General features: G+C 38.4%; 27 protein-coding genes. 18 read left to right on the top strand and 9 right to left on the bottom strand.

The genetic code is table 11. From position 1 onward, the window contains the following. The first annotated feature begins 24 nt into the window (after positions 1-24). A complete protein-coding gene (locus ACWATA_RS17520; protein ID WP_033578408.1) occupies positions 25-267 on the top strand; it encodes a hypothetical protein in 243 nt (80 codons plus the stop codon). Between the two features lie 49 nt (positions 268-316). Here ACWATA_RS17520 and ACWATA_RS17515 read toward each other — a convergent pair whose 3' ends face one another. Next, positions 317-1,837, bottom strand: a complete 1,521-nt coding sequence (locus tag ACWATA_RS17515) for a glycine betaine uptake BCCT transporter (RefSeq protein WP_033578409.1) — start codon at positions 1,835-1,837, stop codon at positions 317-319. 393 nt (positions 1,838-2,230) lie between these two features. Here ACWATA_RS17515 and ACWATA_RS17510 point away from each other — a divergent pair, with 393 nt between their 5' ends. Beyond that, complete coding sequence (locus ACWATA_RS17510) at positions 2,231-2,356, top strand: GapA-binding peptide SR1P (protein WP_013056059.1); 126 nt, start codon at positions 2,231-2,233, stop codon at positions 2,354-2,356. 38 nt (positions 2,357-2,394) lie between these two features. Here the strand turns inward: ACWATA_RS17510 and ACWATA_RS17505 are convergent, their stop codons facing one another. Next, positions 2,395-3,870, bottom strand: coding sequence for an aminotransferase class I/II-fold pyridoxal phosphate-dependent enzyme (locus ACWATA_RS17505; protein ID WP_028414107.1), 1,476 nt, complete (start codon positions 3,868-3,870; stop codon positions 2,395-2,397). Positions 3,871-4,401: 531 nt separating this feature from the next. Here ACWATA_RS17505 and ACWATA_RS17500 point away from each other — a divergent pair. Further along, positions 4,402-4,671 carry a UPF0223 family protein gene (locus ACWATA_RS17500; RefSeq protein WP_013056061.1) on the top strand — a complete coding sequence of 90 codons (270 nt, stop codon included), beginning with the start codon at positions 4,402-4,404 and terminating at the stop codon, positions 4,669-4,671. 341 nt (positions 4,672-5,012) lie between these two features. Here the strand turns inward: ACWATA_RS17500 and ACWATA_RS17495 are convergent, their stop codons facing one another. Continuing rightward, the gene (locus tag ACWATA_RS17495) at positions 5,013-5,648 is read right to left on the bottom strand and encodes a YktB family protein (RefSeq protein ID WP_328133064.1); all 636 of its coding nucleotides are present in this window, start codon (positions 5,646-5,648) and stop codon (positions 5,013-5,015) included. A gap of 268 nt (positions 5,649-5,916) precedes the next feature. On the opposite strand from ACWATA_RS17495, the gene ACWATA_RS17490 reads away from it, so the two are divergent. Together ACWATA_RS17490 and ACWATA_RS17485 are read left to right on the top strand one after the other, a co-directional pair. After that, on the top strand, positions 5,917-6,102 hold the full coding sequence (locus ACWATA_RS17490; protein ID WP_013056063.1) for a YkzI domain-containing protein: 186 nt from the start codon (positions 5,917-5,919) through the stop codon (positions 6,100-6,102). Between the two features lie 195 nt (positions 6,103-6,297). Next, on the top strand, positions 6,298-7,104 hold the full coding sequence (locus ACWATA_RS17485) for an inositol monophosphatase family protein (protein ID WP_014460992.1): 807 nt from the start codon (positions 6,298-6,300) through the stop codon (positions 7,102-7,104). Positions 7,105-7,212: 108 nt separating this feature from the next. On the opposite strand, the gene ACWATA_RS17480 is transcribed toward ACWATA_RS17485, so the two are convergent. Continuing rightward, positions 7,213-7,398, bottom strand: coding sequence for a YlaF family protein (locus ACWATA_RS17480; RefSeq protein ID WP_028414104.1), 186 nt, complete (start codon positions 7,396-7,398; stop codon positions 7,213-7,215). A 113-nt stretch (positions 7,399-7,511) separates the two neighbouring features. On the opposite strand from ACWATA_RS17480, the gene typA reads away from it, so the two are divergent. Then, the gene (gene typA / locus ACWATA_RS17475) at positions 7,512-9,350 is read left to right on the top strand and encodes a translational GTPase TypA (protein ID WP_013056066.1); all 1,839 of its coding nucleotides are present in this window, start codon (positions 7,512-7,514) and stop codon (positions 9,348-9,350) included. Positions 9,351-9,510: 160 nt separating this feature from the next. Continuing rightward, a complete protein-coding gene (locus ACWATA_RS17470) occupies positions 9,511-9,828 on the top strand; it encodes a YlaH-like family protein (RefSeq protein WP_013056067.1) in 318 nt (105 codons plus the stop codon). 26 nt (positions 9,829-9,854) lie between these two features. Here ACWATA_RS17470 and ACWATA_RS17465 read toward each other — a convergent pair whose 3' ends face one another. After that, a complete protein-coding gene (locus ACWATA_RS17465) occupies positions 9,855-10,289 on the bottom strand; it encodes a hypothetical protein (protein WP_033578411.1) in 435 nt (144 codons plus the stop codon). Position 10,290: 1 nt separating this feature from the next. Next, positions 10,291-10,491 (bottom strand): YlaI family protein, encoded by a 201-nt coding sequence (locus tag ACWATA_RS17460; protein ID WP_013056069.1) that lies wholly within the window; start codon positions 10,489-10,491, stop codon positions 10,291-10,293. A gap of 185 nt (positions 10,492-10,676) precedes the next feature. Here ACWATA_RS17460 and ACWATA_RS17455 point away from each other — a divergent pair, with 185 nt between their 5' ends. Further along, a complete protein-coding gene (locus ACWATA_RS17455) occupies positions 10,677-11,132 on the top strand; it encodes a pyridoxamine 5'-phosphate oxidase family protein (protein ID WP_033578412.1) in 456 nt (151 codons plus the stop codon). Positions 11,133-11,158: 26 nt separating this feature from the next. On the opposite strand, the gene ACWATA_RS17450 is transcribed toward ACWATA_RS17455, so the two are convergent. Then, positions 11,159-11,758, bottom strand: coding sequence for a YhcN/YlaJ family sporulation lipoprotein (locus ACWATA_RS17450; RefSeq protein ID WP_473050001.1), 600 nt, complete (start codon positions 11,756-11,758; stop codon positions 11,159-11,161). 216 nt (positions 11,759-11,974) lie between these two features. On the opposite strand from ACWATA_RS17450, the gene ACWATA_RS17445 reads away from it, so the two are divergent. Continuing rightward, positions 11,975-13,303, top strand: coding sequence for a PhoH family protein (locus ACWATA_RS17445; protein WP_013056072.1), 1,329 nt, complete (start codon positions 11,975-11,977; stop codon positions 13,301-13,303). A 38-nt stretch (positions 13,304-13,341) separates the two neighbouring features. Here ACWATA_RS17445 and ACWATA_RS17440 read toward each other — a convergent pair whose 3' ends face one another. Then, a complete protein-coding gene (locus ACWATA_RS17440) occupies positions 13,342-13,842 on the bottom strand; it encodes a peptidyl-prolyl cis-trans isomerase (protein WP_328132612.1) in 501 nt (166 codons plus the stop codon). 281 nt (positions 13,843-14,123) lie between these two features. Here ACWATA_RS17440 and ACWATA_RS17435 point away from each other — a divergent pair, with 281 nt between their 5' ends. The 3 genes from ACWATA_RS17435 (at position 14,124) to pyc (ending at position 19,307) form a co-directional block, all read left to right on the top strand. Continuing rightward, the gene (locus tag ACWATA_RS17435; protein ID WP_370506486.1) at positions 14,124-14,390 is read left to right on the top strand and encodes an Fpa/YlaN family protein; all 267 of its coding nucleotides are present in this window, start codon (positions 14,124-14,126) and stop codon (positions 14,388-14,390) included. 143 nt (positions 14,391-14,533) lie between these two features. Continuing rightward, complete coding sequence (locus ACWATA_RS17430) at positions 14,534-15,724, top strand: FtsW/RodA/SpoVE family cell cycle protein (RefSeq protein ID WP_310877369.1); 1,191 nt, start codon at positions 14,534-14,536, stop codon at positions 15,722-15,724. A gap of 133 nt (positions 15,725-15,857) precedes the next feature. Continuing rightward, entirely contained in the window at positions 15,858-19,307 is a 3,450-nt protein-coding gene (pyc, locus tag ACWATA_RS17425; RefSeq protein ID WP_033578413.1) for a pyruvate carboxylase, read from the top strand. Positions 19,308-19,346: 39 nt separating this feature from the next. Here pyc and ACWATA_RS17420 read toward each other — a convergent pair whose 3' ends face one another. Continuing rightward, the gene (locus ACWATA_RS17420; protein ID WP_028414098.1) at positions 19,347-20,249 is read right to left on the bottom strand and encodes a COX15/CtaA family protein; all 903 of its coding nucleotides are present in this window, start codon (positions 20,247-20,249) and stop codon (positions 19,347-19,349) included. Between the two features lie 504 nt (positions 20,250-20,753). On the opposite strand from ACWATA_RS17420, the gene cyoE reads away from it, so the two are divergent. From cyoE to ctaG, 6 genes are all read left to right on the top strand, one after another. Beyond that, positions 20,754-21,692, top strand: a complete 939-nt coding sequence (cyoE, locus tag ACWATA_RS17415; RefSeq protein WP_028414097.1) for a heme o synthase — start codon at positions 20,754-20,756, stop codon at positions 21,690-21,692. A 137-nt stretch (positions 21,693-21,829) separates the two neighbouring features. Then, entirely contained in the window at positions 21,830-22,885 is a 1,056-nt protein-coding gene (gene coxB, locus ACWATA_RS17410; RefSeq protein ID WP_028414096.1) for a cytochrome c oxidase subunit II, read from the top strand. Between the two features lie 34 nt (positions 22,886-22,919). Next, positions 22,920-24,785 (top strand): cytochrome c oxidase subunit I, encoded by a 1,866-nt coding sequence (gene ctaD, locus ACWATA_RS17405; RefSeq protein WP_033578414.1) that lies wholly within the window; start codon positions 22,920-22,922, stop codon positions 24,783-24,785. Further along, entirely contained in the window at positions 24,785-25,405 is a 621-nt protein-coding gene (ctaE, locus tag ACWATA_RS17400; RefSeq protein WP_013056081.1) for a cytochrome c oxidase subunit III, read from the top strand. The genes ctaD and ctaE overlap by 1 nt, the downstream gene beginning before the upstream one ends. Before the next feature lie 4 nt (positions 25,406-25,409). After that, positions 25,410-25,742, top strand: a complete 333-nt coding sequence (gene ctaF / locus ACWATA_RS17395; protein WP_014460982.1) for a cytochrome c oxidase subunit IVB — start codon at positions 25,410-25,412, stop codon at positions 25,740-25,742. A 57-nt stretch (positions 25,743-25,799) separates the two neighbouring features. Continuing rightward, on the top strand, positions 25,800-26,738 hold the full coding sequence (gene ctaG / locus ACWATA_RS17390; RefSeq protein ID WP_047751379.1) for a cytochrome c oxidase assembly factor CtaG: 939 nt from the start codon (positions 25,800-25,802) through the stop codon (positions 26,736-26,738). Positions 26,739-26,758: the final 20 nt, after the last annotated feature.

Raw genomic sequence — 26,758 nt, 5'->3', positions numbered from 1 at the left:
GAATGAAAAGGCGGCGAAGGAGCTATGAAGACATATTTCGTTTGGAGCTTGCACATTGTTATTTGGATGGGGTATTCACTGGTTGAATTATTATCAAAACGTGATCAATTGACATCTAAAATTATTTTATTTTTAGTATTTGCTTATTTAGCTTACGGTATAGCAGAAATGAACGTCAAATCTAAAAGACTGGCGCTTATGATGACGGGCACCACGTCAGCTATCTGCTTGACATGTTATCAACTAATTTTATTTTGCACGGCGTAAGAGTGCATAAAAAAAGCGTTAGCTTATATAAGCTAACGCTTTTTTTGTCTTACACAGATTTCTTTTCTCTTTTTAACGCGCCTTCTTCTTTAAATGCTTTCATTAATGAGAAGACCGTTAGCACCAGCACAATTGAGAATGGAAGTGCTGCTATAATCGCAGCTGTTTGGAGCGCATCCAAACCACCTGTCCAAAGCAAAATGATTGCTGTTAACGATTGAATTAAGCCCCACGTAAGCTTAATAGAGCCTGAAGGATTTAGATCACCGTTTGTTGTCTGCATTCCTAAAACAAATGTAGCTGAGTCAGCTGATGTAATAAAGAATGTAGCAATTAAGCAAATAGCAACAATGGACATGAACGTACCAAATGGAAACTGTTCAAGTACGTAGAATAAAGCAACTTCTGTTCCTTTATTATTGATAACATCCATAACAGGAAGATCCTTAAAAAAGTCTAAATAAACCCCAGAACCTCCGAATACAGCAAACCATAATCCGCCAAATACGGTCGGAACAGCTAGTACACCAATTAAAAATTCTCGAATGGTTCTACCTCGTGAAATACGAGCAATAAACGTACCAACGAACGGTGCCCAGGCGATCCACCATGCCCAGTAGAAAATTGTCCAATCTTGAACCCAGGTGCTGTTATCAAACGGGCTCAATCGAAAACTCATCGACGGCAAGTTTTGAATGTAGCTGCCAATTGTTGTAACGAATAAGTCCATAATAAAGTTGGTTGGACCTGCAAATAACAAGAATAGCATTAACAGAATAGCTAAAACAATATTAATGTTACTCAAATACTTAATACCCTTGTTCAGACCTGTCTGTGCTGACAGCATGAACAAGAACGTCACGATAATAATAACAATTAATTGAGTCGTGAAATTATTATCAATGCTTGGCGACAAGTAAGAGGCTCCACCAGTAATTTGAATAGCGCCCAGTCCTAGAGATGTTGCCACCCCAAAAATAGTTGCAAATACGGCGATGACGTTTATGATCGTTCCAAGAGGTCCATCAACACGTTTTCCTAATAGTGGACGTAAAATATTACTGATTATGAACGGGTAACCTTTTCTAAATTGAAAATATGCAAGGGCCAGTGCAAGAACGGAATAAATAGCCCAAGGATGTAAACCCCAGTGGAAAAACGAATAACGTAGAGCTGCACGAGCTGATTCTGCTGTACCGCCTTCACCAGAAGGTGGAGTATGAAAATGATTGATTGGTTCTGAAACACCCCAGAATACAAGTCCAATTCCCATACCAGCACTAAATAACATAGCAAACCACGAGACATAACCATACTGAGGCTTTTCGTCAGGTTTACCTAGTTTAATGTTTCCGTACTTTGAAAAAATTAAGTACAGCGTAAAAACTAAGAATAATGTAGCTGCTAATAAATAATACCAGCCAAATTTCTCGATGATAAAACTATGTATTGCCGATGTGACAGGTGTAAGCGCTGCGCTTCCTAGCACAGATTCCGGAATAACACCCCATACGATAAATACTGCAGCAATAATAACCGAAATGATAAAAACAGGAGTCAGTTTTTTCATCGATTATCACTCCTTTCCTATTCTATTTTACATAACATAGTTTCTCATATAACCTTTTTAGCTATACATGAAACCACATGGTTATACATTCTAGTAAAGTTTGTATGAAATGTCTACCCTATTAGTAAGAAAAAAAGGCAAGATCTCAAATTCTTATTTTTCGTAATTATTTTAAAGTGCCGAAATAGATATGAAATTAGACATAGTTTTTTCATATAAATAGAGATGATGCTAAGGGGTCAGCTTTTTGAAAACAAATATAACATTTATGAGAAAAATATTTTTAATGTGACATACTAATTAGTTGTTGACATATTTAATGTGACATAATAATATAATATCAAGAGTTGTAAAACGCTTACAAAAAAAGACGGTTAAAGGGGAGTTTACAAAATGGGAACAATCGTATGTCAAACATGTAACTGCACAATTGATCATTTCGAAGATGAGAAAGTGACGCGATTATACTCAACATGTAAAAGCGGAGAATGTCAAAAAGCAGATGAAGATTTAGATTAATTCAATAAAAAAAAGGTGCGGAATTCCGCACCTTTTTTTTATTGAATTGCTTTATGTTCTTTAATGACACGAAATGTCTTTAATTCAAAATCTTCCGGACCCTGCACTGGTAAACCTGCCTCTAAGTTTGTTTCAATATAGGTTAAATTTTCCTCAGTGATGATTTCCCCAGGAATAAAAATAGGAATACCAGGAGGATAGACCATTACAAATTCTGCAATAATACGACCTGCTGACTCATGAAAAGGTACCACTTCGGTTTCAGCGTAAAAAGCATCACGAGGTGTTAAAGCCAATACAGGAATATCAGGTAATAAAATAGCAGGTTTTGCCGTTGTCTCAGAAAGGTTATGGAATTTTGCGGATAACTCACGCAGAGCTGTGACAAGACGTGAAAGATCTTCTTCTGTATCTCCGGGCGTGATAATACATAGAATATTATAAAGGTCAGACATTTCCACTTCGATATTATGAGCTTCACGCATCCATTTTTCTACGTCATAGCCCGTAATTCCTAAATCTGAAACAGAAATAATTAATTTAGTAGGGTCTAAATCATACGTAGCTTTTGTGCCTAAAATTTCTCTGCCTATACATCGGATATGCTCAATTGTATTAATTTCTTTTCGTGCTTTTTCAGCAAGAGAAATTGCACGTTCAGCCAGCTCTTTTCCTTCTGTAGCTAGACGTTTTCGTGCAACATCTAAAGAAGCCAGCAGCAGATAAGAGGTTGATGTTGTTGTCAGCATGCTTAAAATAGACTGTACGCGTTTTGGAGAAATTAAGCCTTCGCGTATGTTTAAAATGGAACTTTGCGTCATAGAACCGCCTAATTTATGCACGCTTGTTGCTGCCATATCTGCACCGGCCTGCATAGCAGACAGAGGCAAATCATCATGGAAGTGAATATGAACGCCGTGAGCTTCATCAACAAGTACAGGCACTTGATACGAGTGGGCAATTTCTACGATTTTACGAAGGTCTCCGGAAATTCCAAAGTAAGTTGGATTGATAACAAGCACTGCTTTTGCTTCAGGGTGCTGCTTTAAGGCTTTTTCTACAGAGTCCGATGTAATACCGTGAGAAATGCCAAGATTTTCGTCGATTTCAGGATGAATAAAAATAGGCGTAGCTCCTGAAAAAACAATCGCACTCATAACAGATTTATGCACGTTTCTAGGAACGATAATTTTATCTCCAGGTCCACATGTCGCCATAACCATTGCCATAATTGCTCCGCTCGTTCCTTGAACAGAGAAAAAAGTATGATCAGCACCAAATGCTTCTGCAGCTAAATCCTGTGCTTGTTTGATAATGCCTTTTGGCTGGTGAAGGTCATCAAGGGGACCGATATTAATTAAATCAATGGATAAAGCATCATCGCCAATAAATGAGCGGAATTCAGGATCCATTCCATTTCCTTTTTTATGTCCAGGGATATGGAATTGTGTTGGGTTTTTCTTAGCGTGATTAACTAATCCAGTAAATAATGGAGTTGAAAATTGAGAAGACAACTTTGCTATACACCTCTTTTATCATAAATTGTCAGTCCCTCTAAGCAAAGCTTAGAGGGACTTTGATTGTTTTTTTATCAAATTACAGCATTCAATTTTATATACCAAAAACTAATGGCTGTTGAATTATACATATTAAAATATCAGATCTTTTTTCTACAAAAGAAATTCAACAGAAATTCTACTCCGCAGTTTTCTTGATTTTAACCATTATATAAATGAATGAAACGCGTATGTTTACTACTGTTTGATAATATAAATACAATTTTTAGTTAAAAAAATACAAGTAATTGTAAACTGCTTATTACTTATTATTTTATAGTTCTTTATGTTTTGAAAATCCCCATAAAACAAAAGAATTATAGCACTTATTAACCTATTTGCAAAGATATTTTAAAGAGAAAATAAAAAGAAAAAAAAGGAGAAATTCTTTTGGGTGAAAAGAGAATAAATTTTGTGTACATTATAGATTGTGATAGAGTTAAGAATATAGATATACATAGAATGAAGAAATAAATGGAGTGATGAGAAGTGGAATATCAATACCCTATCTCCCTTGATTGGAGTACAGAAGAAATTATTGATGTAGTGAAGTTTTTTGAAAGTATTGAACGAGCTTATGAAAAAGGTATTGAGCGTGATCACCTAATGGCAGTCTATCGCCGATTTAAAGAAATTGTGCCAAGTAAAGCAGAAGAAAAAACAATCTGTAACGATTTTGAAGACCAAAGCAAATACTCTTCTTATCGAACGATTCAAAAAGCAAAGGCTGCTTCTTCTGGAGATATCATAAAAATGTAAAAAATGAGACTGGGACAAAAGTAGTTTAGCCGAAGTAAAAAACGAATCATTAATCAAATTGTTTGATTAATGATTCGTTTTTTTTGTTACGGTGAACATAGAGTTTATCTGTTTCGTTTCTTCTAGCAGTTGATTGGAAGGCAAGGCGAAGACTCCTGCTGGGAAAGCGGAACAGGCGAGACCCCGCAGGAGCGCAAGCGACGAGGAGGCTCACCGGCCGCCCAGGGAAATCAACTGCGGTGTCACAAGCGTTTCAGCTTATGTATCCCATTTGTTGGTCTTTCGATGAGCTTCCTTTCGTTATGTCTCACCCTCATTTTTTTTATATCAATTCGTTAAAATTATGCATATGCTTTTTTAGTTAGTTCATATAATGGAGTTACCGCATGAAATGTTTGTTCAATACGAGCCATCCATTCTTCGCCGTTCATTGCAATCGCTTCTTCTTTTGGAATTGTAATGCCGCATAGGATCTCAGCTTTTTTAACCGTCTCTAGACGTTCAAACAAACGCTCTAAGTCTTCAGAAGATAAGTCGCCCATTTTTTTACTATCAGGTTTTGTATGATCTTTCGACCAAACAAACGAGTCTGGGATATTTTGACGAATCTCCTCCATGTTTTGTTTTAGCAGCTTTCCAAATTGTTCTTTAATAGGTGATTCGTAAATGACGGCAAACCACACAAAGACGTGTGTTTCCCAAAGGCCAATTTGAAAATGAGGGAGCTTTTTATACCCGCGTTTACTGTTAGCAAAGGCTACCCACGTATCTGCTGGCGGGTTAACTGTTCTTCGTGCATGTTTGGCAATATGTACGAACATTTCATCTCCACAAAGTGAAGAAAGAGTAGGAGCAAAATGATTGCTCAATTGTTCGAATTTTGGGCGTATCGTTGTCTTGATGGCTTCCATACGTGCATCAAGCCCCTCGATACGGAATACGTTAAAGTCATCTTGTGAAAATCCTGAGAATGCCATGTGAAACCTCCGTTTTTTTAGTGAATATGTATAGCTGCTGTGCATCTATGCAAGTAAGTATGATTTACGCGAAGATTCTACCACATGAAAAGCATAAACACCAATTAATTCGCATATGCTTGTCAAAACGTGTCTATCATTTTTTTATAGGTAATCACACAATTTAGTTGCATGAGATTAGGTTTCGACATAGACTATATCAATAAAAATATCTGAAAATTTAGTTTTCTATAAGTGGGTTCAATAATTTGAGAGGGGTGTTTGAAACATGAAACAAGTGGTGAATATGTATAAGAAGAATGATGGACAAAAAAGATTAGGTGTAATTCGGTTGGAGTTAGATTACGAGTTAGCGACGTTATATGAAGCCATGATGGAGAATAATGAGGAACAAAAACAAAAATGTAAGCGAAAGCTCGAGAAACTTCGTGAAGAAATGATATCTCTTCAGTAGCAGACACGGGAATAAAATAGAACAAATATGGGTAAACTGTAAAAAAGGATTAAACTGAATGAGCAGATTCATAAGTGGTAACAGAGCACGTGGGAGAAGAAGGGGCAGTTCTTCTCCCACGTGCTCTGTTAATTGACATCTTGCAGAGGTTTTTTTAAGCTTAAATAAGAGACGTATTTTTGAGGGGGAATTGAGATGACACAACGCTGGAAAGAAATTGATACATACGTTAAAGAGTGGCTAAAAGAAGCTGGACAAAAAATTCAACAGTCGTTTAGTAAAGAACTTCTCATTCAAACGAAATCGAATCCAAATGATTTAGTAACAAATATGGATAAAGAAATTGAACAGTTTTTTATCTCAAAAATCAATGAAACCTTTCCGGAACATCATATTCTCGGAGAAGAAGGATATGGGGAAGAGCTTGAATCAGAAGAAGGAACGATTTGGATTATCGATCCGATCGACGGTACGATGAACTTTGTTCATCAGCAGCGAAATTTTGCTATTTCCATCGGTATATTCGAAAATGGTGTAGGACAAGCAGGTTATATTTATGATGTTATTCATAATGAGCTGTATCATGCTTTAAAAGGACAGGGCGCGTTTATGAATGACATCCAATTGCCGAAACTTGAACCTGTACCAGTTGAAGAAGCTATTATTAGCTTAAATGCAACGTGGGTGACGGAGAACCGCCGTATTGATCCTTCCGTATTAAGTCCGCTTGTGCGTAAAGTAAGAGGGACCCGTTCATATGGATCCGCAGCTATTGAGCTTGCTTACGTAGCGGCTGGACGCTTGGATGGATACATTACTTTACGTTTGGCTCCATGGGACTTTGCTGCCGGTAAAGTGTTGATTGAAGAAGTTGGAGGAGTCATGACGGATTTAGAAGGGAAGCCGTTAGAGATTCTTGAAAAAAGCAGTGTATTTGTAAGCAAACCAACATTACATGACGAAATCTTTCGTACGTACCTTGAAGGAAAGTGGAATAAATAAAATAGAAGTGAAGACTTACGTGTAGTCAAAGAATTTTGTGATGAAAAAACGTCATGAACCATTTTGATGTTGCAAATGGCCATGACGCTTTCAATCATCGCAAAAAAATTACAGCTGCCCTTTTTCTCGCATTTTTTTCTTAGTCGTAAAGCCAAGACCCATTACAACAATTAAAGCTACGATAGCTAAAATGACCCCGAGAGCGCTTCCTTCTCCGATAAATATGCCAATTGACATAATAGCTGCAGTTGCGATGAATGCATATAAAACGAATACCCACTTAATGTTTCTCATGTTGATTCCTCCCATTTGTAACGGATATTTATAGTGTACAACAAAATCATTCTGCAATTCTAGAGTTAGTGTGATATAATAGCTTAGTTATTACAAGCATAGGAGTGAAATGCGTGAACATTCGTAAAGATTTACGTAATATTGCCATTATTGCCCATGTAGACCATGGGAAAACAACGTTAGTAGATAAATTATTACATCAGTCCGGAACATTCCGTACTAATGAGCATGTTGAAGAACGTGCGATGGATTCAAATGACCTTGAGCGTGAGCGTGGAATTACAATTTTAGCGAAAAACACAGCTATTAATTATAAAGATACGCGTATCAACATTATGGATACGCCAGGACATGCTGACTTCGGTGGAGAAGTTGAGCGTATTATGAAAATGGTAGACGGTGTTCTACTTGTAGTAGACGCATACGAAGGATGTATGCCTCAAACGCGCTTTGTATTGAAAAAAGCATTAGAGCAAAACTTAACGCCGATTGTTGTTGTTAACAAAATTGACCGTGACTTTGCTCGTCCAACTGAAGTAGTTGATGAAGTAATTGACTTATTTATTGAACTAGGTGCAAGTGAGGAACAAATTGAGTTCCCTGTTGTTTATGCTTCAGCAATCAACGGAACGGCTAGCACGAACCCTGAAAAGCAAGATGAGAACATGTCATCTCTATTTGACTCAATCATCGAGCACATTCCAGCACCAGTAGACAACAGCGACGAACCACTTCAATTCCAAGTGGCAATGCTTGACTACAATGACTATCTTGGTCGTATCGGTGTAGGGCGCGTATTCCGCGGAACAATGAAAGTAGGCCAGCAAGTTGCATTAATGAAGCTTGACGGTACGGTAAAACAATTCCGCGTAACAAAATTATTCGGTTTCCTAGGCTTAAAGCGTGTTGAAATCGAAGAAGCAAAAGCAGGAGACCTGATCGCTGTATCAGGAATGGAAGACATCAACGTAGGTGAAACAGTATGTCCGTTTGACCACCAAGATGCACTGCCAATTTTACGTATTGATGAACCTACTTTACAAATGACGTTCTTAGTAAACAATTCACCGTTTGCTGGTCGTGAAGGTAAATTTGTTACATCTCGTAAAATTGAAGAGCGCTTAATGTCTGAACTTGAGACAGATGTAAGTTTACGCGTGGAAAATACTGATTCACCGGATGTATGGGTCGTTTCAGGACGTGGAGAACTTCATTTATCTATTTTAATTGAAAATATGCGTCGTGAAGGATATGAGATTCAAGTATCAAAACCTGAAGTAATCGTTCGTGAAATTGATGGCGTTCGCTGTGAGCCAGTTGAACGTGTGCAAATCGACGTGCCTGAAGAACATACGGGTTCTATTATGGAATCAATGGGTGCTCGTAAAGGTGAAATGGTTGATATGATTAACAACGGCAGCGGTCAAGTTCGTCTGATCTTTATGGTTCCTGCACGTGGTTTAATCGGTTATACAACTGAGTTCTTATCGTTAACTCGTGGATTCGGTATCATTAACCATTCATTTGATAGCTACCAACCAATGCAGCAAGGTCAAGTTGGAGGTCGCCGTCAAGGTGTGCTTGTTTCTATGGAAAGCGGTAAATCATCTACTTATGGAATCCAAGGCGTAGAAGACCGCGGTACAATTTTCGTGGAGCCAGGTACAGAAGTATACGAAGGTATGATCGTAGGAGAACACACTCGTGAAAATGATATCGTTGTTAACATCTGTAAAATGAAGCAAATGACGAATATGCGTTCTGCTAACAAAGATCAAACAACAGGTATGAAAAAACCTCGTATTATGTCTTTAGAGCAATCACTTGAATATTTAAACGAAGATGAATATTGTGAAATCACACCAGAATCTATTCGTCTACGTAAAAAAATTCTTGATAAAAATGAACGTGAAAAAGCAGCGAAAAAGAAAAAATACGCTGACACGAAATAATAAAAAAAGGAAGTCGTTAGCTTTATTTGCTAGCGGCTTGTTTTTTATCAATTATATCAGAATTTTCTATTTTTTGAAAGCGTTTTATAAAGAGAGAATTTGGAAAGGAAAAAGGTGGCTTATATCGAATAATGTAAAGTAAGGAATAGGGGGAAGGAAGATGGATGTAAAAGAACACCTTTCATTTTTTGCTGCTTTGTATCAAGTAGATGAACATGCAAAAATAGGAATGTGGCTGTTATACTTTACTATTTTAGGGCTATCTGTTCTCGTGTACAAACTCGGGTTTGCAAAGAAGCTGCCGCTTTTAAAATCTGTGGTTATTTATCTATTTTTAGCTTTTGGATGTACGATTTTAACGTTTTTAGGCATTTTTTTACCTGTAGCTGAAGGGCTAGTGGTTGCAGCGCTTGTATTAATTATTTATAAAATACGGCTGTATCAGGCTAAAAAGCAAAACTCCACGTTGGGTTCATAACAGACTACATAAAAAGACGCTTGTAGCTACAAGCGTCTTTTTAGTATGATATAGCCGAAGACAAGAGCGGCTGCGAAAATTAAATGGCCAGCTGTCCAATAAAAAATTGCTACTGCATCATCCACTGCAGGCGTAGGCTTAAGCGCAAGCAGCGTCAACGGAAAATACAAAGGAATGGTTGGAAGTGTTAATAAAAAAGAACACAATACGATTTTTCGAATAGACATATTGTTTAATTTACCTACTATGTAAACAAAAACGATCCCAATTGCAACGGCAATGAATAAATGAAAAACAAACTCCACCCATTCAGGCCATTGAATAGGGCCAATGATAGGAATAAAATCAACATTTAATAAAAGGGTATAAACTTGTTTGCCGGTTAGCCATTCTATCCATTTCAAACATAACCCAAGGATAATCCCGCTGAACATGCCGATACTTATTCCTAAACGGAGCACCTTACCAATCCTCCTCTGTCTTTTTCGACTCATATAGTTTAAAGTTACCAGTAGCTATGCGTTCTTTTGTTCGTTTTTCAATCCGTTCAGAACATTCATTGCACATATATGTATGGATAGGACGGTTGCGCAGTCGTTTTGCCACGAGCGTTTCATCCTCAATTGTTTCAATTTTATCGCACATGACACATTGTACTCTCATTTCTATCACCTCAACTTCTCTATACATCATTCTAGCCGAAAATTCTTGTTTTATAAAGTTTTTTTGCGGTGCTATCTCTCAGGAGAAAAGGAACGATAGGAAAACATTCCTAAAGAAGCAGGTAATTTTGCTTGTTAGCTCGAAGATAGTAACTAGTAAGTACATAAACAGTAGGAGGGATGAAAATGGCCAACGAAGTCGAGACTCAATTAGTAGATGCATTATACGATGAGCTACAGACAGAGAGATTTGCAACCATTTCAACTATTGATTTTGAAACAAACGCTCCAAATGTTAGTGCCATTTCGTGGTTAGTAGCTCCGACTAAACAAAAAATTCGATTTGCCGTAGATGTCAAATCGAGGATTGTAGAAAACATTAAACATACGAATAAAGCAGTGGTAAATATTCTTGCTAATGAATCATGCTACTCAATCAGCGGAATAGCTGAGGTAGTGCAAGAAAAGTTAGACGGAGTAGCTTTAAAGCTGACGCTAATTGAACTAGATATTAATGAAGTAAGAGATGTCATGTTCTATGGCTCTAAGATTTCAGTAAACCCTTCATATGAAAAGACCTATGATCCAGTAGCAGCCGCTAAACTCGATAAGCAAGTAATTGAAGCGATAAAAAAAGCTTAGCAGCAGCCTGCCGCTAAGCGACTTTCTTATTCATTTTTTTGAAGATGATTATTAGATTGTTTTTCCTGCTCATTCTTTAAATTTTGCTCTTGTTTATTATTTAATTTTTGATTGTTTGTATCTGTTGAACTAGGATTTCGGCGGATTTCTTCTGCAAATTCAGGCATCACTCGGTTTACAATGGCTGCTAATTCATCTAAAAATCCTGTAACCGGCCGACCTTTACGAATTTCATTTCCAATTTGTTTTAGCCGAGCGACCGTATCAGGATCTGCAATAACAACAGAGTTAGCGCCGTACGGATCAGCTTTCAGACCTTCGGCAACTGTATATTTGATTGAACTTACTTCTGAACGATCAATATCTTTGCCGACGTCAATGCCTACGATTGCATACTTGCCGAGCACAATGGCAGTAGCATCATTTACATTCGGAACGCTTGAAGCCAGTTTAACTAAATGCGCTGATATTTCATTAGCAGTACGCTTGTGAGAGCGTTCAGGAGATGAATTTTTCACCTGTACAATTCGATCTGTTTTTTGCCCTTCTTCAACGTCTGCTTGATTATTGTTGCAGCCGGTTAGTGTAATAAAACATAAGCTAATGGATAGAAAAAATTTGTTCATGTGGGAGACTCCTCCTTATGAATGACTCATTTTTTGTAGTAATTTGTATTTAGTTTCTAATAGTTCTTCTATCTTTATACACGTGTTCATATATTTAAAGAAAATGGTCCGTCCATTTAAGGTCACTTCACACATGTGCGTTACATAGTATATAAATGGATGGGTGCCTTGTTTCACTCCTTACAGGAAAAACAATCGGAGTAGGAGGCTGAATTATTGGGAAAAATTTATGTATTAGATACGAATGTTTTATTACAAGATCCGCATTCAATTTTTTCATTTGATGATAACGAAGTAGTGATTCCAGCCGTTGTACTAGAAGAAGTTGATTCGAAAAAAAGAAATATGGATGAAGTCGGACGAAATGCAAGGCAGGTATCCAAACTCATTGATAACTTGAGACAACATGGAAAGTTATATGAGAAAATCCCGTTAGAAAATGGGGGCCATTTGCGAATTGAACTCAATCATCGCTCTTTTCAGCAGCTTCAAGAAATCTTTGTGGAAAAAACAAATGATAATCGAATTTTAGCTGTTGCTAAAAACTTATCCCTTGAAGAGGAAACAAAAGAAGATGGACGTGAAGTGATACTAGTAAGTAAAGATGTGTTGGTACGTGTGAAGGCTGACGCAATCGGTTTAAGAGCAGAAGATTTTTTAAGTGATCGAGTAGTGGAATTCAATAGTATTTATACAGGCTTTTCAGAAGTCTATATTGCAAAAGAGCTGCTGAGTCAATTTTACGAAAAAGGAGAGCTGCTAACGTCTCAAATTGCGAACCACTCCTTTTTTGCAAATCAATTCTTAGTGATGAAAGATGCATTTGGAGGATCCGGATCAGCCATCGGCATTGTCGATCAAACAACAACGAAAGTAAAAAAACTGTTATTTGAATATGATCATATCTGGGGAATCAAACCTCGAAATGTTCAGCAAATTATGGCGTTAGAACTTCTTCTTAGAGACGACGTTCAACTGGTCACGTTAATTGGAAAGGCAGGTACGGGTAAAACGCTGCTTGCTTTAGCTTCAGGACTTATGCAGACGGAAGATCTAGGGTGTTTTAAAAAGTTGCTTGTAGCTCGTCCAATTGTTCCTTTAGGGAAAGATATTGGGTTCTTGCCAGGAGAAAAGCAGGAGAAGCTTCGTCCATGGATGCAACCAATTTATGATAACCTAGAGTACTTATTCAACACTAAAAAACCTGGAGAACTGGATGCGATTCTAGCGGGGCTGAGTTCAATAGAAGTGGAAGCCTTGACGTATATAAGAGGCCGAAGCATTCCGGAACAGTTTATTATTATTGATGAAGCACAAAATTTAACGAAGCATGAAATTAAAACAATTTTAACAAGGGTAGGGGAAAAGAGTAAAATTGTGCTTATGGGAGATCCGGCTCAAATTGATCATCCTTATTTAGATGAGTATAACAACGGATTAACGTACGTAGTTGAAAAGTTTAAAGAGCAAAAAGTATCGGGCCACGTTCGGTTAATCAAAGGAGAGCGCTCCGGGCTAGCACAATTAGCAGCTGACATTCTTTAAAAAAGGTGGGGTTCCTTTTGGAACCCCACCTTTTTTTATTATGTAACGATGATTTCTTCCACATATTTAATAGGGTTATTTCGGTTAGATCCATCCGGTAAATAGACATAGATAGGCCCGTCTTCTCTAAGAGGCTTTCCGTCTTGGCTGAAACCAAAGATTAGTTTTTGCGCTTCTTCTAATGAAAAAGAAATCAGCGCGTCTTTTGTTTTAAATGAAACGTTGGTAGAGTCTTCAGTAGGTGAAGCGTTTGCTAGAAAAGGTGCAAATAAAATCCCAAATGTTCCATTTACTAGCTCTTGTTTTTTGAATTTCTTTTCGGTTTTTAACGTAGGAGGAAAGACGGCTCCTTCTTGAATTTCACGGTCCCAATGCTTAGAAACAGCTTTTGTGTACGCTTCTGTCTCGTCTTTTTGCTCCGGTGGATGTTCAAAGAAAACGTCCATATCGAGCTTGCGGTCATCGAAAATCCACACGCTTGGGTCGAGTGTCAGCGTATATTTTACTTTTCCTTTTAACATAATAATTGAATTCATCATAAATGCCCCCTTGCTAAAAGTATAAGCGCTTTCTCCTTATTTGTCACTTTGATGAAAAAATTTAGTTGAGAGTGATTCTCGTATGATATAATGTAAGAGTCAACGAAAGTGCGAAATTTCCTACATCTATGGTAATGGTTTTGAGAAAGTAACAGTATAAAAAAGACGGCCAGCCTCACGGACATGTTTATCCTTGCTTTTTTGGAGCATAGCCTTTAAAATTGAGAGATAGATTAGGTAATCGCTCGCGAACGGAGGGATTGAGTTTGACGCCTGAGACAATGATAGATCATCGTGAAAAAGCGTATGCGTTGTTAAAAGCTGATGCAGATAAGATTTTGCAATTAATTCAAGTTCAAATGGATAACTTAACAATGCCACAATGTCCTCTTTATGAAGAGGTTTTAGATACACAAATGTTTGGTTTATCAAGAGAAATTGATTTTGCAGTTCGTCTTGGTTTAATTGATGAACGTGTTGGAAAAACATTGCTAGACCGCCTCGAGCGTGAACTTTCTGCACTGCATGAAGCGTTTACAAAAAAATAAAAATCACGCGATCGAAACTCAAACTATATACAAACGTAGTTTGAGTTTTTTATTACAGGTGGTTGAAATTTCCTAATTTACTCAAATTTGTACATAAAAAATGAAACGAAACAGAAACACGTCATTTTTAAAGGAAGAGGGTTATGGTAAAAAAAATATTTAGGCATTTTGACTATTCAATTGTAATTCCAGTGCTGCTTCTTTGTGCGGTTGGACTAGTTATGGTTTACAGTTCAAGTATGATTGTAAGTATTACAAGATATCATACGTCAAGTGATTTCTTTTACAACAGACAAAAAATGTGGCTTGCTTTTACGCTTGTATTGTTCATTTTAACAATGCTAACACCTTACAAGCTGTATCCTAAAATACTGCCTTATGCGATTCTGGGCATTTTTGTACTGCTTTTGCTTGTGTTTGTAATGGGGCATACGAGTAACAATGCGCAAAGTTGGCTGCAGCTTGGCGGAGCAAACATGCAGCCGGCTGAGTATGCCAAGCTTGTTGTCATTTTATACTTATCTTATGTTTTGTCTAAAAGGCAAGAGTATATTGACAACATCAAAAAAGCTTTTTTTGGACCTATGGGTCTTGTATTTCTAATATTAGGTTTTGTAGCGATTCAGCCTGACCTTGGAACGGGATCAATTATTTTTGCGATTGCCGTTACCATTATGCTATGTTCGGGAATCTCTAAAAAAACCTTTTTCCGCATGCTAGCACTAGGTATTATTTTGCTTACGGTCATTATTACGATTGGTTTTTTTACAGGTCAGTTTACTGCCAATCGAATCGGCCGTTTTACCGGTGCGTCAGATCCGTTTGCTAATGCTCAAGGAACCGGTTATCAGCTGGTTAATTCATATTTAGCAATAGGTACAGGAGGCTTAAAAGGCCTTGGTTTAGGAGAAAGTGTACAAAAGTATGGTTATCTTCCTGAGCCCCATACCGATTTCATTATGGCCATTATTGCAGAAGAATTAGGATTCTTTGGAGTTATGCTCGTGCTGGGCCTTTTAGGCTTCTTAATTTTCAGGATTTTAATGCTGGCTAAAAAATCTCAGGATCCGTTTGCTAGCATGATTTGTATTGGAGTAGCCAGTATGATAGGTATTCAAACAGGCATTAACCTTGGAGGGCTTACGGGACTCATTCCGATTACCGGCGTCACGCTTCCGTTTATCAGTTACGGAGGGTCTTCGCTACTAACGCTGATGGTATCTATGGGAATTATTGTAAATATTTCGTTTTTCGTAAATTATCAAAATAAAAAACAGAAAAATACGGAAAATATTGTGCTACATCCGAACAATACATCAACAAAAAGTGATTGATTTTCGTAAAAAAATTGTGTAAAAAAAGCAAAAATTTATTGGAATTTTATTATTTTCCATTGATTTTTGCTTTTCTTTTATCCAATTTTGCTATATATTGAAGTTTATACGAAATTGAGAGGAGATTAGCAACATGAGTTTTGTAACTAAAAAAATCAAAAAAGTATTAGTAGCAAACCGAGGAGAAATTGCGATTCGTGTATTTCGAGCATGTACTGAACTGAATATTCGGACTGTTGCAATTTATTCGAAGGAAGACGCAGGTTCTTATCACCGTTACAAAGCGGATGAAGCCTATTTAGTAGGAGCGGAGAAAAAGCCCATTGATGCTTATTTAGATATAGAAGGCATCATCGACATTGCTAAGTCTCATGATGTAGATGCTATTCACCCTGGCTATGGTTTTTTGTCAGAAAATATCCAATTTGCAAAACGTTGCGAAGAAGAAGGCATTATTTTCATTGGCCCAAAATCCAAGCATCTTGATATGTTTGGCGATAAAGTAAAAGCACGTCATCAGGCTATTCAAGCAGATATTCCCGTTATTCCTGGTACAGATGGTCCTATTGATTCAATTGACGAAGCAAAAGAATTTGCTAATCAGCATGGATATCCTCTAATGATCAAAGCAGCTTTGGGCGGAGGCGGTCGAGGCATGCGTATCGTTCGCGATGCAGACAGCCTGAATGAATCTTATGATCGTGCCAAATCAGAAGCAAAAGCGGCTTTTGGTAATGATGAAGTATACGTCGAGAAACTAGTTGAAAATCCAAAACATATTGAAGTGCAAATTTTAGGTGATGAACAAGGAAATGTTGTGCACCTTTACGAACGCGACTGTTCAGTGCAGCGTCGTCACCAAAAAGTAGTAGAAGTAGCACCAAGTGTTTCTATAGATGAAGACTTACGTCTCCGCATTTGTGAAGCAGCTGTGCAGCTGATGGAAAAAGTGCAGTACATAAATGCTGGTACAGTAGAATTTTTAGTATCAGGAAACGATTTTTATTTTATTGAAGTAAATCCACGTGTTCAAGTAGAGCACACAATTACTGAAATGATTACAGGTATTGATATCGTTCAATCGCAAATTTTAATTGCGGACGGCTACGCACTTCACAGCAAGGAAGTGTCTATTCCTGCACAAGACCAAATTCACGTACATGGATATGCAATTCAATCTCGTGTAACGACAGAAGACCCGTTAAATAACTTTATGCCGGATACGGGTAAGATTATGGCTTATCGTTCTGGCGGCGGTTTTGGCGTACGTTTAGATACGGGAAACAGCTTCCAAGGTGCTGTCATTACGCCGTATTATGATTCACTGTTAGTAAAAGTAACAACATGGGCCTTAACATTCGATCAAGCCGCATCAAAAATGGTACGGAACTTAAAAGAGTTTCGTATTCGTGGAATTAAAACTAATATTCCATTTCTTGAAAATGTAGTAAAGCATGATAAGTTCTTAACAGGCGCTTATGATACATCCTTTATTGATACAACGCCTGAACTTTTTGTCTTCCCTAAGCGAAAAGACCGCGGAACTAAAATGCTTACATACATTGGGAATGTTACGGTAAACGGATTCCCGGGTGTATCGGAAAAGAAAAAGCCAATCTTTACGAAACCGCGTGTTCCTAATGTCGATATAAAACAACCAATTCCAAACGGAACAAAGCAGATTTTAGATGAAAAAGGCGCTGAAGGGCTAGTAAATTGGGTGAAAGAACGCAAGGAAGTGCTATTAACGGATACAACTTTCCGTGATGGCCATCAGTCTCTTTTAGCAACGCGTATTCGTACAAACGACTTAAAACAAGTAGCTAACCCAACTGCACGCTTGCTTCCGGATTTATTTTCTATGGAAATGTGGGGAGGAGCAACGTTTGATGTCGCTTATCGATTCTTAAAAGAAGATCCGTGGGATCGCTTGCTTACTTTACGTCAACAAGCGCCAAACGTTCTTTTCCAAATGCTTCTTCGCGCGTCAAATGCGGTTGGATATAAAAACTATCCTGATAATGTAATCAAGGAATTTGTTGAAAAATCAGCTTATGCAGGTATTGATGTTTTCCGTATCTTTGACAGCTTAAACTGGGTGCAAGGAATGACTCTTGCAATTGACTCCGTTCGTCAAACAGGGAAGATTGCAGAAGCAGCGATGTGTTATACAGGTGATATTTTAGATCCGACGCGCCGTAAGTATGATTTGGATTACTACAAGAACTTAGCAAAAGAGCTTGAGCAGTCTGGAGCACATATCCTGGGCATTAAAGATATGGCGGGTCTTTTAAAACCACAGGCAGCTTATGATTTAGTATCGGCTCTAAAAGAAACGGTTGATATCCCAATTCACCTTCATACGCATGATACAAGCGGAAACGGTGTATATACGTACGCAAAAGCAATTGAAGCAGGTGTAGACATTGTAGACGTAGCCGTAAGCTCAATGGCAGGCTTAACGTCTCAGCCGAGCGCTAACTCTCTTTATTACGCATTAGAAGGTGCGGACCGCAGACCAAATCTGGATATTAAAAATCTAGAAGAGCTTTCTTACTATTGGGAAGACGTGCGAAAATATTACCAAGACTTCGAAAGCGGGATGAATGCTCCTCATACGGAAGTGTACGAGCATGAAATGCCAGGCGGTCAATATAGCAACTTACAGCAACAAGCAAAAGCAGTTGGTTTAGGAAACCGCTGGGATGAAGTAAAAGATATGTATTCACGCGTGAATTTGTTATTTGGTGATATTGTAAAAGTTACGCCATCATCAAAAGTAGTTGGAGACATGGCATTGTTTATGGTTCAAAACAATTTGACAGAAGAAACGCTGTTTGAGCGCGGTGAAACGCTTGACTTCCCGGATTCCGTTATTGAATTGTTTGAAGGGTATTTAGGACAGCCTCACGGGGGATTCCCTAAAGAGCTTCAGCGCATCATTCTAAAAGGCAGAAAACCTATTACAGTTCGTCCTGGAGAACTGTTAGAAGATGTGGACTTCGATGCAGTGAAAGAAAAGCTATTTAAAGACTTAAATCGTCAAGTGACGAGTTTTGACGCCATTGCTTATGCGCTGTATCCAAAAGTATTTATGGATTATCACAAAGCAGTCGAACAATACGGAGACATCTCTGTTCTTGATACACCGACTTTCCTATACGGCATGCGTTTAGGAGAAGAGGCTGAAATTGAGATTGAAAAAGGAAAAACCTTAATCGTTCGCCTTGTATCCATTGGAGAACCGCAGGCAGACGGTACGCGAACAGTATACTTTGAATTAAACGGTCAGCCTCGTGAAGTCGTGATTAAAGACGAAAGTGTCAAAACAACCGTTACGGCAAAACAAAAAGCCGACCAAGGAAATCCGGCCCACATTGGCGCTTCAATGCCTGGAACCGTTATTCGAGTAGTAGTAGAAAAAGGCGATAAAGTCTCAAAAGGTGATCACTTAATGATCACAGAAGCAATGAAAATGGAAACAACCGTGCAAGCACCATTTGACGGCGTGATTAAACAAGTACACGTATCGAATGGAGATGGCATCCAGCCGGGAGATTTATTAATTGAATTAGAAAGCTAATCAAAAAAGGTACGAGCTCAGAGCTCGTACCTTTTTTGATTAATTATGTGTATGACGCGTTGCAAGTAAGGTCAAGTAGCTTAATACACCGAATAGGAAAGAGATAATTAAAGAATGAGCAAGCGCGAGCTCTAGCTGCAGACGTGTGACAACAACAAGCATACCGGAAACCGCCTGAAAAATAACTAGAATGAGAGCAGCTAACCATCCGTAAAAAATATTTTTTTGATGACGATAATATTTAACTGCATGGATAAAGGCAGCTAAAATCCATACAAACGTTAAAACAGCAGCGGATCGATGTCCCATTTGAATCCACTGATTCAAATCAACGGGTAGCCAACCGTTTCCGTTTGAACAAAATGGAACGTCTGGACAGGCTAAGCTAGCTTCTTTATGGCGAACAAGCGCGCCCGTGTACACAACGGCATATGTGTATAAGATAACCCCGTAAATATGTTTTTTCATTTTAGAGCCTAGCTGCATGTTAGCTGTGTCGAGCTTTTGATCCACTTCAAAGATGATAAGTGTTAACAGCAGCACAGAAGCAAACGAAATAAGGGAAATACCAAAATGAAGAGCAAGCACCGCATCTGATTGCCCCCACATAACGGCAGCGGCCCCAATTAATGCTTGCAGTACTAGGAAGAAAAAAGAGATAAACGCTAAAGGTCTAACTTCTTTTATATGTCCTAGTGAAATCCACGCCCATACGCATAAAGCGAGTACAAGAAAGCCCGACACGCCAGAAACTAAGCGGTGGCTTAATTCAACAACGGTTTCAAATGTTAAAGGGTCGGGAATGAGCTGTCCGTTACACAGAGGCCAAGAATCTCCGCACCCGTCTGCTGAACCAGTTTTCGTAACAAGAGCACCGCCAAGTAGAATAAGTAACATGGCTATGCTCGTCACAACGGATAAAAACTTTAATCCAAGTCGCACAATAATCACCATCCTAAAAGCAAAGTAAGTAATATAACGAGCTAAACATTTTATCCTAATCTTTTTGTATATTAAACATAAATTTCATTTATTCTCCATAAACTTGATTGAATTTGTTATAATGGTAGAAAGTGTAAGGTTTGTTCATGAGTTTGACTCTGCAGATATGTAAAAGGTACCGTACAGAAAACTATTTTACTTGCAGAAATATCTTTTAACAAGTGACAGGGACATGCATTTAGCTCATGACAAAAAAAATCCATATTTTTTTCATGAATTCTTCACAAAGTAACGGCAAAATATGGTTTAATAAACATGAGAAATAGATAATTCTCTACTATTTTATCGTTTACATGTGAAGCTTTTAAGTAGTTTCGGTGAGAGGAATATGACTTCTTTGTGAACAAAGAGGAGATTTTTGTAAAAATATGTTGAAAACGCCTTCATTTATAGACTCTTTATTTACTAGATAAAAGTCTGTGGATGAGTAAAGGAGGAAGCGCCATGGAAGATTCAAAAATGGTGGAAGATTCAACGCTTTCTGCATCGCCTAACACAGCTCATGTAAGCGAAAATAGTTCCATTTGGTCAGATTTTTTAGCTACGATTAAAATCGGAATAGTCAACTCAAATTTCATCACCACCTTTACTGGTTTTTGGCTAGCTCTTTTCTTCAACGAACAACACTTCTTAGAAAACCTGGATAAAGCATTTTTTACTTTAATAGGTTCTTCACTTATCATCGCCGGTTCATGCAGTTTGAACAATTACATAGATCGTGACATTGACCCTCTAATGGAACGAACAAAGGGACGACCTACAGTGACAGGAAGTTTTACACCTTTGACGGTCCTTGGGATTGGAATCGGTTTGACGTTAACCGGCTTGCTTATGCTACTAGTTGTTTCTTCCGTAGCCGCTCTCATCGGATTAGCAGGAATACTTACATATGTAGTTCTTTACACCATGTGGTCCAAAAGACTATACACAATTAATACAGTAATCGGAAGTATATCAGGCGCTGTCCCGCCATTAATTGGATGGGCCGCTATCGATCCCAATTTACACGTAGTGGCTTGGGTATTATTTTTAATCATGTTTATTTGGCAGCCGCCTCATTTTCTAGCTCTTGCTATGCGAAGATGTGAAGAATATCGAGCAGCGGGAATCCCTATGCTGCCTGTTGTACATGGTTTTGAGCTTACAAAACGACAGATTCTCATTTGGATTGCTTGTTTGTTGCCATTACCTCTTTACTTATACGAATTAGGCATTCCATTTCTAATTTTGGCCACTGTTTTAAACATAGGATGGCTATTTTTAGGATTTGCTCAATACAATAAACAAGAAGACACAAAGTGGGCTAGCATGATGTTTGTCTACTCACTAAACTATTTAACTATTTTATTTGTCTCAATGATTGTCGCAACGCTTTTTGCCTAGATAAAATCTTTCACTGAATGCGACGCTGCACAAGGGGGATTTCTTCTACATGTAGAATTCATTATAGAAGGAATAAGTTTTATGCTCAAGAGGGCATAGATGAAATCACGTCAATGAAAGAGAGGTTGGGGAATGGTATGAAAAAATGGCGATTGAACTTTCGTGTTTTGTCGTTATTTACGCTGCTTGCATTCGTGTTATCGGCCTGTGGAAAACCGTTTTTGTCAACACTTAAGCCTGCAGGTGAGGTAGCTGAAGAACAATATTCGCTTATGCTTCTTAGTACAGCCATCATGGTTTTAGTTATTATTGTGGTCACCATTATCTTTATATTTGTTATTCTGCGCTTTCGCCGTCGTAAAGGCGAAGAAAACGTGATTCCAAAGCAAGTGGAAGGAAGCAGAAAGTTAGAAATTATATGGACAGTGATTCCTATCTTGCTGCTCATTATTTTGACTGTTCCAACGGTCATCTCAACATTTAAGCTAGCGGACGTAAAAGGAATGAAGGACAAAGATGCTGTCGTAGTAAATGTGCGTGCTAACTTGTACTGGTGGGAATTTGAGTATCCTAATCAAAAAATTATTACATCCCAAGATCTAGTTGTTCCAACGGATAAAAAAGTCTACTTTAATATTAAAGCTTCTGACGTCAAGCACTCATTCTGGATTCCTTCAGTTGGAGGAAAGCTCGATGCTAACACAGAAAATGATAATAAATTTTGGCTAGTGTTTGATTCTAAAAAATCGAAGGAAGCTAACGGGGTTTTCTACGGAAAATGTGCTGAGCTTTGCGGTCCATCTCATTCTCTTATGGACTTTAAAGTACGGGCTGTATCAAGCAATGAATTTGATACGTGGGCAAAAGATTTGAAAAAGGCAAAGCCTGATGTAGAAACAGCATCCGCAAAAGCGGGTCAAGAGGTCTTTAATGAAAGCTGTATCGGATGCCATGCTGTTGATGTCAAAGACAATCGTCCAGAGCAAGCTCGTCAAGCACCAAACTTAGCCGGTTTTTCTGAACGTGAGCGTGTAGCCGGAGTGCTTCCTCACAACAAGGAAAATATCAAAAAATGGTTAAAAAACCCTGAGAAAGTTAAGCCGGGTAATAAGATGAGTGGTACATATCCTGACTTAACTGATGAACAAGTAAATGAGCTAGCAGACTATTTAATGAGTTTAAAAGAAAAATAAACGTCCAGTCGTTTTTAAAAGGGGAGGTTTAGCGATGAGTACACTCAGTCAAAAGAAGGGTGTAGGTGGAACAATTTGGGACTTTATGACAACCGTGGATCATAAGAAAATCGCCATTCTTTATTTAATTGCCGGCGGTATCTTTTTTCTAGTCGGAGGAGTGGAAGCGCTATTTATACGTATTCAGCTGGCTATACCAAGCAATGACTTTGTTAGTGCAGGAACGTATAATGAAATTTTAACAATGCATGGAACAACGATGATTTTCTTAGCTGCCATGCCGCTTCTTTTTGCTATGATGAATGCAGTTGTTCCGCTGCAAATCGGAGCTCGAGATGTAGCATTTCCATTTTTAAATTTGTTAGGTTTTTGGTTGTTTGCCTTTGGGGGACTCTTTTTAAATCTAAGCTGGTTTTTAGGAGGAGCACCTGATGCAGGTTGGACATCATATGCTTCGCTGTCTATTGCATCGCCTGGTCACGGAATTGATTTTTATGCGATAGGTTTACAGATTTCCGGAGCCGGGACATTGATTTCAGGTATCAACTTTCTCGTAACAATCATTAACATGAGGGCGCCAGGTATGACTTATATGCGTATGCCGCTGTTTACGTGGACGACGTTTGTTGCATCAGCTCTTATTTTGTTTGCGTTTCCAGCACTGACGGTTGGATTGTTTTTAATGATTTTTGACCGCTTGTTCGGTGGAAACTTTTTTGACGCCACAATGGGTGGAAATACGATTATCTGGGAACATCTTTTCTGGATATTCGGTCATCCGGAAGTATATATTTTAATTCTTCCAGCGTTTGGTGTTTTCTCAGAAATTTTACCTACTTTTTCAAGAAAGAGATTATTCGGATACTCGTCGATGGTTTTTGCTACCGTATTAATCGGATTTTTAGGGTTCATGGTGTGGGCTCACCACATGTTTACAACCGGACTTGGTCCGATTGCAAATGCCATTTTTGCTGTCGCTACGATGGCCATCGCCGTTCCAACTGGAATTAAAATTTTTAACTGGCTGTTTACGCTTTGGGGAGGAAGTATTGAGTTTACGTCTCCAATGCTTTACGCTGTCGCCTTTATTCCGTCATTTGTTATCGGGGGAGTAACAGGAGTTATGGCAGCTGTAGCACCTGCAGATTATCAATTTCAAGATTCTTATTTTATCGTTGCTCACTTCCATTACGTTATCGTAGGCGGTGTCGTATACGCTATATTAGCAGGTGTCACATACTGGTGGCCAAAAATGTTTGGCAAGATGTTAGATGAAAAGTTAAGCAAAGCAACGTTCTGGCTCTTTTTGATTGGTTTCCACTTAACGTTCTTTATTCAGCATTTCTTAGGTCTAATGGGGATGCCTCGCCGCGTATGGACGTTCTTGCCTAATCAAGGTCTCGACCTTGGGAATGCAATCAGTTCATCAGGAGCTGCTTTCATGGCGGTTGCTACGCTCATTTTACTTGTTAACATTATAAAAACCACTGCCAAAGGACAAAAGGTAGGAGGAGATCCTTGGGGAGACGGACGTACATTAGAATGGGCTATTTCATCTCCGCCACCAGAGTATAACTTTAAACAAACGCCGCTTGTACGCGGGTTAGATGCATATTGGATTGAAAAAATGGCAGGAAATAAAGAAATGACGCCAGCCGAACCTCTTGGTGATATTCATATGCCAAACTCATCGTTTATTCCATTTATGATATCGCTTGGGATGTTTATTGCAGGGATTGGCTTTTTGTATCGAAATGATCATGCGTGGGGAGATGTTGTAGGGATTATCGGAATGATCGTCATGTTTTTATCGATGTTCTTCCGTTCATGGATTGATGATCACGGCTTTCATATTCACAAAGAAGACTTAGTTGATGATGACAAGGAGGCGAAGATGTAATGGAGACTGAACAAAAGCTAACCGCTGAAACTTTCCCTGCTTCGCCTGAAAAAGCAACGCTTGAAGGGAAAAATAAATTTACCGGCTTTTGGCTCTTTCTAGGCGGGGAGACGGTTTTGTTTGCTTCACTTTTTGCTACTTATTTAGCTTTGCGCAATTCAACGATGTCAGGACCTAAGCCGGAAGAATTGTTTGATATTAAGCTTGTTTTTGCAGCAACCATGATTTTATTAACAAGTTCACTAACAAGCGTATATGCTATGTATCATATGAAAAATTTTGAGTTTAAAAAGATGCAGCTATGGTTAGGCGTTACGTGGCTTTTAGGTTTAGCGTTTTTAGGGCTAGAAATCTATGAGTTCAGGCATTATGTTCATGAAGGGCATACGTTTACAAGCAGCGCATTTGGTTCTTCTTTCTACGCGCTGGTTGGGACACACGGAGCTCACGTAACGTTCGGACTGCTTTGGATTGGTTCTTTGATGATTCGAAATGCGAAGCGGGGGCTAAACTTATATAACGCTCCTAAATATTATGTCGCAAGTTTATACTGGCACTTTATCGATGTTGTGTGGGTCTTTATTTTCACGGTTGTATATTTAATGGGAATGGTGGGATAAGCTGATGACGACAAATCAATCAAACTCAGATAACCCAAGGCTCAATTTAGAATATCGTAAAAAAAGAAACGCAGAAGATATGAAGATGCAAGTTATCTCTTTTGCAATGATGTTGTTTTTAACACTAATTGCTTTTTTTGCGGTTTATCAAGAGTTTAGCGGATGGTACATTATGCCGGTGATTGTGCTCTTGGCGGTTGTTCAAGTCATCTTTCAACTTTATTATTTCATGCATATGAACCACAAAGGACATACCATACCAGCATTTTTCTTGTATTCAGGCGTATTGGTAGCTCTTTTAACCATTTTAGCTTTTGTAACCATTATTTGGTGGTAAAGAAAAGGGCTGGCATACGCCAGTCCTTTTCATCATCTGTAGAAGGAGGAATATACGTTGATTAACAATTTGCAGATGTTTGGTTTTGAAGCACTTTGGAGCCCTTACTATTTTTTAACCATTTGTCTGGTGACCGTCTTATATTTTTTCATCGTTGGTAGATGGAGAGGGAATTTTATAGGAGCGGCGGCCGTAGACAGAAAAACAAAAGCGTATTTTGTTATCAGCATGGTTCTTTTGTATATATGTAAAGGAGGACCTGTAGATTTACTAGGGCACTTTATGTTTAGTGCTCATATGACGCAAATGGCAATTGTTTACTTGGTGATTCCCCCGCTTTTTATTTTAGGAATTCCACCGTGGTTAGCTCGTTCTGTTATTTATGTAAGAGGGGTTAAACCTGTTTTTAAATTTTTTACAAAGCCCTTAATTGCTTTACTATTATTCAATGGGTTATTTTCTTTGTATCATATTCCGCTACTTTTTGATGTTATTAAAACGGATATGACGCTTCACGGAATCGTGAGTGTTGTATTATTTATCGCTGCATTTTGTATGTGGTGGCCACTCATTAATCAGCTAGAAGAAGAACAAACGCTAAGTTCTTTAAAAAAGCTTGGATACATTTTTGCAGATGGCGTACTTCTTACTCCAGCGTGCGCGCTGATTATTTTTGCAAACCATTCTTTGTATGCGACGTATACAGACTCAAGCGCTTGGGTACAAGCTCTTTCCCTTTGTGTACCGCCTTCTATGATTGCAAGTTTAGGTCAGCTTGCTCCTGAGATGTTTAATACGCTGCCACCCGTGGAAGACCAGCAGCTAGGCGGCGTTATTATGAAGATCATTCAAGAAATTGTGTATGGAACGGTTTTAGGCTTTATTTTTTTTCAGTGGGCTCGAAAAGAACGAGAGAAAGATACGTACATGCCTGATTTTACTGAATCTCAAGATATAAAACCAAAGGAATTTCCGTCTACTCCTCCTTTGAATTAAAAAAAGCGCAGTCTGATTAC

This window comes from Priestia sp. USM5, from assembly GCF_058323215.1.
Note: the sequence above shows the minus strand (reverse complement) of the source record. Positions and strands in the feature narration are given on the sequence as shown.